The sequence below is a fragment of the Halogeometricum sp. S3BR5-2 genome (assembly GCF_031624635.1).
GTDB lineage: Archaea > Halobacteriota > Halobacteria > Halobacteriales > Haloferacaceae > Halogeometricum > Halogeometricum luteum.
On sequence record NZ_JAMQOQ010000001.1, the window covers coordinates 827,107 to 840,240 of the forward strand.

The 13,134-nt window shown below is 66.6% G+C and carries 14 protein-coding genes; 9 read left to right on the top strand and 5 right to left on the bottom strand.

Going from position 1 to position 13,134, the window contains the following annotated elements:
* Positions 1-34: 34 nt before the first annotated feature.
* Together NDI79_RS04295 and NDI79_RS04300 are read right to left on the bottom strand one after the other, a co-directional pair.
* Positions 35-1,240 carry a hypothetical protein gene (locus NDI79_RS04295; protein ID WP_310927205.1) on the bottom strand — a complete coding sequence of 402 codons (1,206 nt, stop codon included), beginning with the start codon at positions 1,238-1,240 and terminating at the stop codon, positions 35-37.
* 761 nt (positions 1,241-2,001) lie between these two features.
* On the bottom strand, positions 2,002-2,766 hold the full coding sequence (locus NDI79_RS04300; RefSeq protein ID WP_310927206.1) for a VOC family protein: 765 nt from the start codon (positions 2,764-2,766) through the stop codon (positions 2,002-2,004).
* Between the two features lie 149 nt (positions 2,767-2,915).
* Between NDI79_RS04300 and NDI79_RS04305 the strand changes: the two genes are divergently transcribed.
* The gene (locus NDI79_RS04305) at positions 2,916-4,355 is read left to right on the top strand and encodes an MATE family efflux transporter (RefSeq protein ID WP_310927207.1); all 1,440 of its coding nucleotides are present in this window, start codon (positions 2,916-2,918) and stop codon (positions 4,353-4,355) included.
* On the opposite strand, the gene NDI79_RS04310 is transcribed toward NDI79_RS04305, so the two are convergent.
* Positions 4,352-4,822, bottom strand: a complete 471-nt coding sequence (locus NDI79_RS04310; RefSeq protein ID WP_310927208.1) for a TIGR04206 family protein — start codon at positions 4,820-4,822, stop codon at positions 4,352-4,354. The two genes, NDI79_RS04305 and NDI79_RS04310, sit on opposite strands and share 4 nt — an antisense overlap.
* Positions 4,823-4,829: 7 nt before the next feature.
* A complete protein-coding gene (locus tag NDI79_RS04315) occupies positions 4,830-5,942 on the bottom strand; it encodes an OBG GTPase family GTP-binding protein (RefSeq protein WP_310927209.1) in 1,113 nt (370 codons plus the stop codon).
* Positions 5,943-6,067: 125 nt separating this feature from the next.
* Here NDI79_RS04315 and NDI79_RS04320 point away from each other — a divergent pair, with 125 nt between their 5' ends.
* The 8 genes from NDI79_RS04320 to NDI79_RS04355 all read left to right on the top strand — a co-directional run bounded on the left by NDI79_RS04320 (position 6,068) and on the right by NDI79_RS04355 (position 11,389).
* Positions 6,068-6,268: a VNG_1110C family protein gene (locus NDI79_RS04320; RefSeq protein ID WP_310927210.1), complete on the top strand. Its 201-nt coding sequence runs from the start codon at positions 6,068-6,070 to the stop codon at positions 6,266-6,268.
* A 71-nt stretch (positions 6,269-6,339) separates the two neighbouring features.
* The gene (locus NDI79_RS04325; protein WP_310927211.1) at positions 6,340-6,705 is read left to right on the top strand and encodes a DUF7541 family protein; all 366 of its coding nucleotides are present in this window, start codon (positions 6,340-6,342) and stop codon (positions 6,703-6,705) included.
* A 57-nt stretch (positions 6,706-6,762) separates the two neighbouring features.
* Positions 6,763-7,188, top strand: a complete 426-nt coding sequence (locus tag NDI79_RS04330) for a DUF6684 family protein (RefSeq protein WP_310927212.1) — start codon at positions 6,763-6,765, stop codon at positions 7,186-7,188.
* Positions 7,189-7,313: 125 nt separating this feature from the next.
* A complete protein-coding gene (gene ctaD, locus NDI79_RS04335; protein WP_310927629.1) occupies positions 7,314-9,062 on the top strand; it encodes a cytochrome c oxidase subunit I in 1,749 nt (582 codons plus the stop codon).
* A gap of 223 nt (positions 9,063-9,285) precedes the next feature.
* On the top strand, positions 9,286-9,423 hold the full coding sequence (locus NDI79_RS04340; protein ID WP_310927213.1) for a hypothetical protein: 138 nt from the start codon (positions 9,286-9,288) through the stop codon (positions 9,421-9,423).
* A 40-nt stretch (positions 9,424-9,463) separates the two neighbouring features.
* Entirely contained in the window at positions 9,464-9,757 is a 294-nt protein-coding gene (locus NDI79_RS04345; RefSeq protein ID WP_425499566.1) for a DUF7520 family protein, read from the top strand.
* 142 nt (positions 9,758-9,899) lie between these two features.
* A complete protein-coding gene (locus NDI79_RS04350; RefSeq protein ID WP_310927214.1) occupies positions 9,900-10,295 on the top strand; it encodes a universal stress protein in 396 nt (131 codons plus the stop codon).
* Between the two features lie 338 nt (positions 10,296-10,633).
* Positions 10,634-11,389 (top strand): GNAT family N-acetyltransferase, encoded by a 756-nt coding sequence (locus NDI79_RS04355; protein WP_310927215.1) that lies wholly within the window; start codon positions 10,634-10,636, stop codon positions 11,387-11,389.
* Positions 11,390-11,397: 8 nt separating this feature from the next.
* Here NDI79_RS04355 and NDI79_RS04360 read toward each other — a convergent pair whose 3' ends face one another.
* The gene (locus NDI79_RS04360; RefSeq protein ID WP_310927216.1) at positions 11,398-13,011 is read right to left on the bottom strand and encodes a long-chain-fatty-acid--CoA ligase; all 1,614 of its coding nucleotides are present in this window, start codon (positions 13,009-13,011) and stop codon (positions 11,398-11,400) included.
* Positions 13,012-13,134: the final 123 nt, after the last annotated feature.

Here is a 13,134-nt window from a genome sequence, read left to right on the forward strand (position 1 = left end):
CGACCCGACTGACTCGACTGACTCGACCGGCCCGCTATCGGTCGCGGCGGGCCGTCAGCACGGCGAACATCGCGCCGAGGAACAGCGCCGCGGCGGCGGCACCGACGCCGAATCCGGGAACGCCGGTCCCGGTGGCCGTCTCAGATTCCGTTCCAGAGGCAACGACGGGCGCCGCCTCGGTGGTCGTCGGCGACGCGGCGGCGTCCGTGGTCGCTCCCTCGGTCACCCCGTTCACGGGCGACGCCGCATCGACCGCCGTCTCCCGCTCTTCCGCGTTCTCGCCGAACTCGACGCCCGCCGCGTCCCTCCCGTCCGACGGCCCGGCGACCGGACCCGCATCGGCGGTCGACCGCTCCGTCGACGTCGGCGACAACGTCGTCTCGGTCGGGGTCGGCGTCGGGTCGCGGTAGTCGCCGTACTCGGAGTCGTCGTCACCGCCGTCGTCGCTATCGTCGCTCGGCGGGTCCGAGACGACCACCGGTTCGGATCGTTTCTCCGCGCCGGACGGACCGTCGACCGCGAGGACGGCGTAGTCGCCCGCTCCGAGACCGGACGCGTCGAACGCGTAGTCGTACTCCCCGCGACCGTCGAGGACGGCGGCGTCGGCCGCCACCGCGTTCCCGTCGGCGTCCCGGAGTTCGACCGCGACGGACCGCCCGCCCGCGTCGGCCGAGACGGTCGCGGCGACGGTCGCGCCGTCGTCGTTCGTGACCGTCGCGTCGGCCACGCCGACCGTGAGGCCGAGGCTCTCGACGCGGAACGTGGCGTTCCGATTCGCGTCGCCGCCGTAGACGACGTCGTACGCGCCGCGGTCGAGCGTCCCGGTGTCGAGGAGGTACGCCTTGCTGTTCGCCCCGGTCGACTCGGACCGACTAACCGAACCGTCCGCGGCGTCGACGGCGACGCTCGTGTTCGTCCGGTCGGTCAGGACGGCGAGCGTCGACCCCTCGTAGACCGTGTCGTCGTCGCCGGCGCCGGTCGTCACGGCCGCGGACCGGACCGTCGCCGCCTGTTCAGTCGCGTACCGATTCCCCGCGTCGTCGGCGACGTCGTACGCGACCGTCAACTCGTCCGGGGCGGTGCCGTCTACCGTCGCCACGACGCGCCCCCGCGAGACGCTGACGGACTCCGTGAGGTTCGCGTCGCCGTCGACCGTCGACACGTTCAGCGCCCGAACAGCCGAGACGTTCTCGTCGAAGGCGAGTTCCACTTCGGCGTCGGTCCCGTTGTCGTAGCGCACCGCCGACCGGAGTTGGGGTGCGGCGCCCGAGACGACCGTTAGTTGGTCTTGGACGGTTGTATTTGCTTCAATTCCAACGTAGATCGACTCCGATTCAGCAGCTGAAACGTTGTATGTTCCAGCCGAAATATCCGAGATACTCATGTATGGAATGTGGACTTCACTCCCGATACCTCCAGTCTGGTTGCTGTTCGGCTCTGATTTTTCCCAAACACCATTTCCGTTTTTGTCAATCCATACAACGAACTCACCTCTTGTGCTGTCACTATCATATGTCGTGATATCTGTGACCTCAGCAAGAGGACCCGCTTCGATGGTCACCTGCGTCCCGTTGCCCGCCCCGAGGTCGATGTCCGACGCGTCCGCGGCGGCGGTCCCCGTGAACGCGACGGTGCCGGCGACAGTCGAGAAAGTCACTAATACGGCGAACGTGACGGCCCGGAGCCGTTCTGATCTATGTATCATCTGTGATTTTGCACTACCGGCTACGACCGAATCGACTCGCAGAGACGTCTCTAAACCCCCACATGAGGTGTTCTCGAACGACCCCGGCCGCATCGTAGTGTAGTTGCACCGAATATCGGTTCTAATAAAAACTCTTTCTTTCCTGAATTGGAGTGCGGACGAATGCCGCGGTAACGGTTCTGTCGCTCCATTGCAGTCGGTGGAGTCGGTGAGAAGCCGTGGCTATCACGTCCGATAACGTTCCTCGGAACGGGGTCGACGACTCGGCTCGAAGAAAAGCGGGGTCGGACGCGTCCTCAGTCGTCGGTGACGATTTCGATTTCGTGGCCGTCCTGGTCCTTCGTGAACGCGTAGCGGTTGTCGCAGGACTCGGGGTCGCGGTAGTCCTCCGCCTCGCGTTCCATCAGCGTCTCCCACTCCTCGTCGAGGTCGTCGGTTCGGACGGCGAGGTGGCCCCACGCGTCGCCCATGTCGTACGTCTGACCGCCGTAGTTGTAGGTGAGTTCGACGGTCATCGCGTCCTCGGAGGCGTCCTGCGGCGCCATGAAGTAGTTCGCGAAGGAGTCCGACTCCCAGCGACTCGTGTGCTCGTACTCGAACTTGCGGGTCCAGAAGCCGAGGGCGTCGTCGGCGTCCTCGACGCGGATCATCGTGTGGTCGAGGCTCCACTTCGCGCCGTGGTCGCGCTTGACGATCTCTATCTCGTGGCCGTCGGGGTCCTTGACGAACGCGTAGCGGTTGTCGTTCGATTCGGGGTCGCGGTAGTCCTCGACGCCCTCCTCCATCAGTTGGTCGTACGAGGACTGCAGTTCGTCCTCGGGGACGCGCACGGCGATGTGCCCCCACGCGTCGCCCATCTCGTAGGTGCGGTCGTCGTGGTTGTACGTCAGTTCGAGCAGCGCGTCGTCCTCGCCGGCGTCCTCGGGGCCGAGGAAGACGTTCGTGAAGGTGTCGGCCTCCCAGCGACCCTTCTCCTCGTAGTCGAGGTGCGTGGTGTACCACTCCAGCGATTCGTCGAGGTCTTCGACGCGCATCATCACGTGGTCGAGTACTCCGGACATGTGCGAGCGATGGGCCGGGGCGTCGAAAAGCGTACCGACCGCGGAAGGGGCGGGACGCCGCGAACGGAGGGACGGGCGCTACTTCGATACGCACAAGGCGGTCGACTCGGAAGGAGGTATATCGAATCGAAATAGGTGTCCTCGCCCCCGTGTCAAGAGTCCCCAACCCAGTCAGACGCTGCATCCTCTCGGTCGGTCTCCTCCTCGCCCACTTCGGTCTGGTCGACCGCGACAGAGCGGTCAGAACCGCCGAACTCGCGTGGCCCCGCGTCGTCACGGGCATCGCCCGCATGTCGAAGAACGCCGTCGACGTGGCGATGGTCGGCAGCGCCGTCGGCGTCGCCGCCATCAACGGCGTCGGGTTCGCCGGCCCCTACTGGGGTCTCGCGTTCGCCCTCGGCGGCGGCGTCGCCGCCGGGACGCTGGCGCTGGTCTCCCAGCGCTACGGCGCCGGTCGGTCCGACGGCCTCGGCGTCGCCGTGCGTTCGAGCGCCGTCCTGACCGTCCTCGCGACGCTGCCGGTCACGGCGGCCTTCTGGCTCTTCTCGGAGCCGCTCATCTCGGTGCTGACGAACGACCCCGAATCGATAGCCCTCGGCGCGCGCTACCTCCGAATCGTCGGCCTCGGCGTCCCGTTCGCCGGATTGAATCTCGTCGGAAGCCGCACGCTCGTCGGCGCCGACGACGCCTACATCGCCATGGTGCTCCGCGCCGGCGGCGCGGCCGTCAACGTCGTCGTCAACGCCGCGCTCATCTTCGGTCTCGGACTGGGCGTCGAGGGGGCGGCCGTCGGCACCGTGCTCTCGAACGTCGTCGTCACGGGCGCGTTCGCCCTCGGACTCGCGCGCGGCGGCCTCCCCGGCGTCGGCGCGTTTCCCGTACAGATCGACCCGTTCGGCCGCTACGCCGCCCTCGAACCGATGCGAGACATCTTCTCCATCGGCCTGCCCGTCTTCGGCCGGTCGCTCGTCTGGACCGTCGCCGAGTTCCCGATGCTCTTCTTCGTGAGCGCCCTCGGACCGAACGTGACGGCCGCGTTCGTCATCGCGCGGCGCATCTGGGGCATCATGAACACGCCCGGATGGGGCTTCGGACTCGCCTCCTCGAGCCTCGTCGGCCAGTCGCTCGGGCGGAACGACGAGGAGACGGCGGAGGCGTACGGCCGCGAGATCATCCTCCACGCGGTGGCGACGTACGTCGTCTCCGCCGCACTCATCGCCGCCTTCGCCGAACCCATCGTGCGCCAGTTCGCCGAGAGTCCGTCCTCGCCCGCGGTTCCCATCGCGGTGTCGCTCGTCTACGCCGCCTGCGCCGCGGTGCTCATGCAGGGCGTCTCCGGAGCGTCCGCCGGGCCGCTGGACGCCAGCGGCGACACGCGCGTCCCCTTCCTCAGCCAACTGCTCGGCATGTTCGGCTGTTCGATTCCCCTGGCCTATCTCGCCGCGCAGACGAACCAGATAGAACTGCTGTATCTCTCCTTCCTCGCGGAGACGACGATTCCGGGCATCATCAACTACTACCGGTTCTCGACGGGCAAGTGGAAGTCCGTGAGCCAGCAGTACCGCCCCGGCGCGGCGTCGGACGACTAGCGCTCGGCCCGCGCGCTATCGGACCCGCCGAGGTAGACGTACGCGGCGACGGCGAGGAGGAGCACCGTCCCGACGGGCCACGCCGTCCGGCCCGGTTGCACCGAGAACCCCCGCGCCAGGGTGAGTTGCGCCACGGCCGCGGCGCCCAGCAGACCGGCGACGACCCGCCCGTCCTCGACGTCGAGGGCCGGACCGGCGACGGCGAATGCGAACGCCGCGAGGTAGAGCAGCACCGAGAGCGGCCACGCGTAGATGTAGTCGGGCAGGCCGGCGGTGTAGACGAACAGAAAATCAGAGACGGTCGTCACGCCGAACGGTTCGAGGTTGAGCAGGCCCCACGGGAAGACGAGCGTCGGGGTCCGACCGACGAACGTCTGCACCGACCACGGGAGGGCGAGGAGGCAGAGGAGAAGGGGAACGGTGAGCGCGGGGACCGACCGAGCGGGTCCGTCGTGAGAGTGGGACACGACCGCGCTACTTCCGCGCGATGACCCGGAGCACGTCCTCGTCGGCGAGTTCGTGGTCGCGGCCGACCTGCTGCTCGTCGTGTTTGGCGCTCGGGCCGGTGACGCGGGCGAACCGGAACCGCTCGTCGAGGGTGCCGCCGAGTCTGTGCAGGGCGTCGTCGACGGTGTTCTCGCCCTCCTGGAGGACGAGCGGTTCCTCGTAGTCGACGCCGCGGCCGGGTTTGTCCATGTAGACGCGGATGAGGCCCAGCCGTTCCCACATCGTCTCTTTGAGCCCTTCGAGGCCCTTCTCCGTCTCGGCGCTGATGAAAATGGCCTCGTCGGGGTCGATGTCGAACTCGCGGAGGTTCTCCTTCACCGTCGGGAGGTAGTCCTTCTCGATGAGGTCGGCCTTGTTCACCGTGACCATCGACGGCAGGTACACCCGGTTGTCCATGATGCCGTCGATGAGTTCGTCGATGGTCAGGTCGCCGCGGATGGTCACGTCGGCGTTGACGTAGCCGTACTCGCGGAGCACCTCCTTGATGGTGTTCTCGTCGAGGGAGACGTCGTCCGTCGTCGTGACCTGAATGCCGCCTTTGTGTTTCTTCGAGATGGTGACGCTGGGCGGCGTCGTGTCGAGGCGTATCTTGTTCTCGTACAGTTCCTCGCGCAGGCGCTCGTAGCGCTCTATCTCGAACACCGAGAGCATGAACACCACGAGGTCGGCGGTGCGGACGACCGACAGCACCTCCTTGCCGCCGCCGCGTCCGCTCGCGGCCCCTTCGATGAGGCCCGGTACGTCCAGAATCTGGATGTTCGCTCCGTTGTAGTGGAGCATGCCGGGGTTGACGTTCAGCGTCGTGAACTCGTACTCGCCGACCTCGCTGTCGGCGTTCGTGAGGGCGTTGATGAGCGTCGACTTGCCGACGCTGGGGAACCCGACGAGGGCCACGGTCACGTCGCCCGTCTTCTCGACGGCGTAGCCGTGGCCGCCACCGCTGGAGGATTGGTTCTCCAGTTTCTCTTTCTTCTCCGAGAGCTTCGCCTTCAGCCGACCGATGTGCGACTCCGTGGCCTTGTTGTACGGCGTGTTGGCTATCTCCTCTCGGAGGTCGTCTATCTCCTCCTCCAGTCCCATCGCCTAAGCCTCGGCCACGTACGTCGAAAAAGTTGTTCCTTCCGCGCCGCCGGACCGCGACGTGTCCCGCGACAAGCACTTCGATACCGTTATCAATCGAACTCGTGAGGGAACGCAGTGAGGAGATGCCCGACCCGTCCAACCTCCGGGACAGCACCCAAATCGTCGTTCCGTGCGCGTCGCTGGAAGACGTCCGCGAGGAGTTGAAACGGGAGTTCACCATCACCGTGTTTCCGAGCGACGGTATCTGTAAGATAATCGGGAGCCCCGTCGAGATAAAAGCGGTCAGCGACTTTCTCACCCGACACGGCGTCACGGTTCCCTGACTGGTCCTCGGCGGCGAGGGACGCCCGAATCCTTCCGAAGCGCTTTGTACGACGGAACACCAACGGTTCGTATGGACGATACGCCGGGACTCTCCGACCAGTACCGGACGGCAAGCCCGTGGCCGATATTCGTCGCACTCGGCATCCCCATCTCAGAGATCGGAATCCTGTTCGACCTCTTTCCCGTCGCCGTCGGCGGCCTCCTCCTGTTCTCGGGAAGCGTCGCCGGGATGACCAGAGAGTCCGGCTACGCGAAGACGCCGTGGGGACCGCTGGCCGTCCTCGGCGTCATCTTCCTCGCCCTCGGCGCCGCGTTCGTGTTCACGGGGCTGAACCTCCAGACGCGAGGGTACGCCATCGTCGCCGCCGCCGTCATCCTCCTGTTGGCGAGCGTCGCCGGCCACCTGTTCGGGTCGGGCGAGGAACCGTCGCTCTGAGGCGCGCCGGACGGACGAACCAACAACCTATTTGATTCCGCCCCGAAACTGGCGACCATGGCGAACGAGATATTCGACAGGGAGACGCTCCTCGACCTCACTGTCAACATGATCCCGCTGTTCATCATCGCCTTCTTCATCGTCGCGTTCGCGGCGTTCCCCCTGTTCGGCCGGGGGGACCTCCTCGCGATGGCGGTGCAGTACGGACTGTTGCTCGTCCCGTTCGTGGCGCTCGCGGCCCTGACGTACGTGTCCGGGAAGGCGATCGCGGGCGACGAGAAGCGCTCGGCCGTGTTCCTACAGGGACAGGCGACCGTCGACGAACCGACCGAACTCCACGAGTACGAAGAGCAGGCGGAGCAAGCGGCGGTCGACGACGGCAACGACGACGACGGCCCCGCGGAGTTGGAGAGCGGCGACGACGAGTCGACTCGGACGGACGACGAGACGGCCCAGACCGACGACGAGACGACCCAGAACTGAGACAGCGCGTACGCCCGACGGCGTTCGATTTCCGCACCCCGCGGAGCGTTCCCGAACCTTTCATTACCCTCCGTTCCTGATTCACGCCCATGCAGGTTACTGGACAGCTAGCACTGACGGTTCTGATGGGGGTTTTCCTCGTCGCCGTCGCCGCGTGGCTCGCGCGGGTCGAAAACTGGCGCACCTACACCCCGCTCGCGGGGGGTGGCGGTGCGTACGGGCAGGAGGGGTACGCCTCCGAAGAGAAGCCATCCGGAGTCATCCGATGGCTGACCACCGTCGACCACAAAGACATCGGGATTCTGTACGGCACCTTCGGTCTCATCTCGTTCGCCGTCGGCGGACTGATGGTGGTGCTGATGCGGGTGGAACTGGCCGACCCGGGCATGACGCTCATCTCGAACACGTTCTACAACTCGCTTCTCACCAGCCACGGAATCACGATGCTGTTCCTGTTCGGGACGCCCATCATCGCGGCGTTCTCGAACTACCTCATCCCGCTTCTCATCGACGCCGACGACATGGCGTTCCCGCGCATCAACGCCATCGCCTTCTGGCTCCTGCCGCCCGCGGCGCTGCTCATCTGGGCGGGCTTCTTCCCGATTCCGGACCTCATCCCCGCACAGACCGCGTGGACGATGTACACGCCGCTGTCGGCGGGTATCGGCAACGGGAATCAGGCGAACGCCGGCGTCGACATGATGCTGCTCGGCCTCCACCTCTCGGGCGTCTCGGCCACGATGGGCGCCATCAACTTCATCGCGACCATCTTCACCGAACGCGCCGAGGAGGTCACCTGGGCGAACCTCGACATCTTCTCGTGGACCATCCTCACGCAGTCGGGGCTCATCCTGTTCGCGTTCCCGCTTCTCGGGAGCGCGCTCATCATGCTGCTTCTCGACCGCAACTTCGGGACGGCGTTCTTCGTTAACGGCGGCGACCCCATCCTCTGGCAGCACCTGTTCTGGTTCTTCGGTCACCCCGAAGTGTACATCCTCGTGTTGCCGCCGATGGGCATCGTCAGCTACGTCCTCCCGCGGTTCTCCGGACGGCGGCTGTTCGGCTTCAAGTTCGTCGTCTACTCGACGCTCGCCATCGGCGTGCTCTCGTTCGGCGTGTGGGCCCACCACATGTTCGCGACGGGCATCGACCCGCGGCTCCGCGCCTCGTTCATGGCCGTCTCGTTGGCAATCGCCATACCGAGTGCGGTCAAGACGTTCAACTGGATCACGACGATGTGGAACGGGAGAGTCCGGCTGACGACGCCGATGCTGTACTGCATCGGGTTCGTCTCGAACTTCATCATCGGCGGCGTCACGGGCGTGTTCCTCGCGTCCGTTCCCGTCGACCTGGTGCTGCACGACACCTACTACGTCGTGGGCCACTTCCACTACATCGTCATGGGCGCCATCGCCTTCGCCGGGTTCGCGGGCCTGTACTACTGGTTCCCGCTCTACACGGGCCGGATGTACCAGCGCACCCTCGGGAAGGCCCACTTCTGGCTCTCGATGGTCGGGACGAACGTCACGTTCTTCGCGATGATTCTGATGGGCTACGGCGGGATGCCCCGGCGGTACGCGACGTACCTGCCGCAGTTCGCCACGCTCCACCAAGTTGCGACGCTCGGCGCGCTCATCCTCCTGGTCGGCCAGATAATCTTCGTCTGGAACTTCGTCCAGTCGTGGCTCGAAGGCCCCACGGTCGAGAACGGCGACCCGTGGAACCTCAAGGAGGACAACCTCTACACGGCCGAGTGGAACTGGTACGACCGGAAGCTCAAGACCGCAGTCGCCGACGGGGGCGAGGAAGGGGAGGCCCGCACCGACGGCGGACAGGCGGCCGACGCGGACGAGACGGCCGACGACGCGAACTGACGCAGCGACTTCGCTTCTATCCTCGCCGCCTGCGGATTTTCTCCGACGCCCCGCCCGACGAGCGACGGTGACGGCGACAGCGATTCACGGTCGGCCGACGGGTTCGGGGCGGAGTCGCGCGAACGGAGGAGCGTAGCGTACGAACCACGAACCACGAACGCAGTCGCTCGGCGGAAGAGGAGAGCGTCTCGCGGGCGGCGTTCAGATGGCGAGGAGGACGCCCGTGAGCGACATCAGCACCGCCACGGCGGCGAGCAGGAGGCCGAGCAAATCTCTGTCGGACATAGTCGTCGGTTACGGTCGCACGCTCAAAGAGCCGTCGGTGCGCTCTCTCGGCGACCGTGTCCCGGACGCGAGGTGAAGAGCGGAACGGCTAACCGCCCGGCCGCCCGACTCCGAATGTGAGCGACCACGCGGACGAAGACGCCGACGCGAGCGCCGAACCGGGACTCCGCGGCCCGCGGATGGTCGGTATCCTCTACGCCGCTCTCGTCGCCGTCACCAGCGTCGCCGGCTTCCTCGTCGGCGTTTTCGTCGACGGCCTGCGCGCCCCTCGATTCCTGTTTCTCGTCCCGTTCCCGCCGACGCCGCTCGGATTCGCCGCTTACGGGGCGTTGACCATCGCGCTGGTGTTGGGCGTCCCGTTGGCGCTCGTCGTCTACGTCTCGCGGAACCTCGACGACGAGGCGGTGTAGCCGGGCGTCCCGCGAGGCCGACGAGCGCCGCCCGAACGGCGGGCCACCCGGACGACGAGAACCCCGCCGTACCGGGGTTCGAGCGTCGAACACCGCCGCCGTCCCCCAAAGGACTAAGCTTCGCGACGCGGCACTTGTTAGTATGTATCACGTGGTAGTCGGCGTCGACGAGGAGGAGGAACACGCCCGCCGGTGCGTCGAGGAGGTGGTGAACCTGCCGGGCGAGTCGAGCGAGAAGCGGGTGACGCTCATCCACAGTTTCGTCGACAACCCGAGCGGCGCGTCGGCGACGCAGGTCCACTCGGTCCGGGAGGCGAGCGAGACGCTCGAAGCGGCGGGCATCGAGTACGACGTCGAGGAGTCGAGCGGCGACCCCGCCGACGCCATCGTCTCGGTCGCGGACGACGTCGACGCCGACCTCGTCGTCGTGGGCGGGCGGAAGCGCTCGCCCGCCGGGAAGGCGCTGTTCGGCAGCGTCACGCAGTCGGTCATCCTCGGCGCGGACCGTCCGGTGATGGTCACCGGCGTCGTGAAGTGAACGTCGGAAAAACCGGTCGAGAGATCGGCTACGCCGACGCCTCGTAGCCGGTCCCGAACGGCGTCGCGAGTTCCGCCGGCGGCTTTCTTTCCCTCTTCAGCGTCTCCAGCGTTCCGTCGCGGAAACACCGCACCGCGGGCGCGGCGTCGACGCCGAACGCGCGGCGGAACGCGTCCGCCCCGGCGCCGCGCGCGCCGCACCCGCAGAGACGGACGGTACGACACCGTCTCGGCGGGTACCGGGTCGACCGAGAGGCGAAAACTGTCGTCGGAGCACGACTGTCATGCGTGGTAGCACGAGCCACGAACGTGAAGTGGGCCAACGGCGTAACGGGTGGCATGGATCTTCGAGACGCCACGACGGACGACGCAGCGCAGATCCGGTCGGTCGCCGAGCGGTCGATGACCGCCTCCTACGGGCACGCCATCGATGAATCGACGATGGCCGACGCCGTCGAAGAGTGGTACGACGGCGAGACGGTGAGCGACGCCGTCGAGGACGAGGAGGCGGTGTTCGTCGTCGCCGTCGACGACGGCGAGGTGGTCGGCTTCGTGCAGGCGTACGTGTCGACGGGACAGGTCGTCGTCGGCGAGATAGACTGGCTTCACGTCGTCCCGGAGCACCGCGGCGAGGGAATCGGCACGCAACTGCTCAAGCGCGTCGAACAGGTGCTCAGCGACCGCGGGGTCGACCTCATCGAGGGGCGCGTGCTGACGGACAACGAAGCGGGCGGGGAGTTCTACGCCGAACAGGGGTACGAAGAGGCGAGCGAACGGACCGTCGGAATCGGCGGCGAGGAGTTCGAGGAGGTGGAGTACGTCAAGCGCCTCGGCGACGAAGGGGAAGGGGCACTCACCGAGGAGCGAACGACCGAGGACGGAACGACGGTGTACGTGGCGTACGACGACGCCGTCCGCGGGTCGCGTGCGCCGTTCTACGCCGTCTACACGGACGAGGAGCGCACGGAGCGCTACGGGTGGATGTGCGGACAGGACGAGAGCTTCGACGTGGCGATGGACACGATGGAGCGCATCGAGTGCAACACCTGCCGGAACCGCCGGAAGGCGGCCCGGTGGGACGCCGCCTACCTGTAACTTGTAACTCAGCCCTGGCCGACCATCCGGTCCTCGTCGGCCCACTCCTCCTCGCGGAGTTCGTACTTCTGTATCTTCCCGGTGGCCGTCTTCGGCAACTCGGCGACGAACGCGATTTCCTTCGGCGCCTTGTACGTCGCGATGCGTTCGCGCGTGAAGTCGATGAGTTCCTCGGCGGTCACGCCGGGGTCGGATACGTCGCCGTTGGCCGGCACGACGAACGCCTTCGGCGACTCGCCCCACTCCTCTGAGGGCATCGGAATCACGGCCACGTCGCCGACCGCCTCGTGGTCGAACAGCGTGTCTTCCAACTCGATGCTGGAGATGTTCTCCCCGCCCGAGATGATGATGTCCTTCTTCCTGTCCTGGATGGTGACGAAGCCGTCCTCGTCGACGACGGCCAAGTCGCCCATGTGGTAGTACCCCTCCAGTCGGTCCGTGAACGCCTCCTCGGTCTCTTCGGGCTTGTTCCAGTAGCGGTCCATCACCTGGTTGCCGCGCACGACTATTTCGCCGACGGTCTGTCCGTCCGGCGCCACGTCCTCGCCGTCCTCGTCGACGACGCGCACGTCGGTGCCGAGGTAGCCGATGCCCTGCTGTTTCTTCACCGCGAAGCGGTCGTCGCTGTCGTCCTCGAAGAAGCGGCGCGCGTCGGAGGTGGTGATGAGCGGTCCGGTCTCGGTCGCCCCGTAGACGTGCATGAGATACCAGCCGAACTCGTCCTCGACGGTCCGGATGGTCGCCTCCGGCGGGGCCGCCCCCGCCGTGGCCGCGCGGACGGGCGCGTCGCCCGCCGTCTCGACGCCGCCCCGGTCGTCGTAGTGGTCCATCAGCATGTTCAGCACCGTCGGCGCGGCGCACAGGTAGGAGACGTCCTCCTCGCGCACGGTGTCGAATATCCACTCGGCGTCGACGCCGCGGGTGCAGACGTGTTTGGCGCCCGCGCCCGTGACCGCGTAGAGGTGCCCCCAGCCGTTGACGTGGAACATCGGGAGCGTCCACAGGTAGACGTCGTCGTCGGAGATGTTCTGATGGGAGGTGACGAGGTACGCGTGCAGCGTCTCCGTCCGGTGGGTCCGGCAGACGCCCTTCGGGTCGCCCGTCGTCCCCGAGGTGTAGTTGATGGTGATGAGGTCGTCCTCGGCCATCTCCGGGCGGTCGTAATCGGTCGACTCCGCGACGAGGTCGTCGAACGAGAGCCACTCTCCCTCGACCTTCTCGGGGTCGTTCGTGACGAACGTCTCCGTCGGCACGTCCTCGCGCACCGCTTCGATCTTCTCGGCGTACGCGTGGTCGGCGTACACCACCTTCACGCCGGCGTCGTTCAGGATGTACTCGTAGTCCGCCGGGACGAGTCGGTAGTTCAGCGGCGTGTGCACCGCCCCGAGTTGCATCGCGCCGTAGGCCGCTTCCAGGTGGTAGTGGGTGTTCGGGTCCAGAACGGCCACCCTGTCGCCCTTCACGACGCCGCGCGCGGCGAGGGCCGCCGAGTAGCCGTCGGCGCGTTCGCCGAGTTCCTCGTACGTGTACCGCTCACCGGTCGTCGCGACGACCGCCTCCTGACCGCCGTAGTGCCGCCGCGCTCGGTCCAGAAAGTCCGTGACGAGCAGTGGTTTCTCCATTGCGTCCGTAGGTCATCAACGTCGATGATAAAATACGCGGGTCGACGCGAATCTATCGAGCGGTACCGATAGGTACCGAACGGCCCCGAACGCTCGATTCAGGTCCGTTCTCGTGGGGACGCG

Coding starts and splice junctions, on each gene's coding strand:
- NDI79_RS04300 (WP_310927206.1), bottom strand. CDS start 2,766: ATGTCCGGAGTACTCGACCACGTGATGATGCGCGTCGAAGACCTCGAC.
- NDI79_RS04315 (WP_310927209.1), bottom strand. CDS start 5,942: ATGGGACTGGAGGAGGAGATAGACGACCTCCGAGAGGAGATAGCCAAC.
- NDI79_RS04320 (WP_310927210.1), top strand. CDS start 6,068: ATGCCCGACCCGTCCAACCTCCGGGACAGCACCCAAATCGTCGTTCCG.
- NDI79_RS04325 (WP_310927211.1), top strand. CDS start 6,340: ATGGACGATACGCCGGGACTCTCCGACCAGTACCGGACGGCAAGCCCG.
- NDI79_RS04330 (WP_310927212.1), top strand. CDS start 6,763: ATGGCGAACGAGATATTCGACAGGGAGACGCTCCTCGACCTCACTGTC.
- ctaD (WP_310927629.1), top strand. CDS start 7,314: ATGGGGGTTTTCCTCGTCGCCGTCGCCGCGTGGCTCGCGCGGGTCGAA.
- NDI79_RS04350 (WP_310927214.1), top strand. CDS start 9,900: ATGTATCACGTGGTAGTCGGCGTCGACGAGGAGGAGGAACACGCCCGC.
- NDI79_RS04355 (WP_310927215.1), top strand. CDS start 10,634: ATGGATCTTCGAGACGCCACGACGGACGACGCAGCGCAGATCCGGTCG.
- NDI79_RS04360 (WP_310927216.1), bottom strand. CDS start 13,011: ATGGAGAAACCACTGCTCGTCACGGACTTTCTGGACCGAGCGCGGCGG.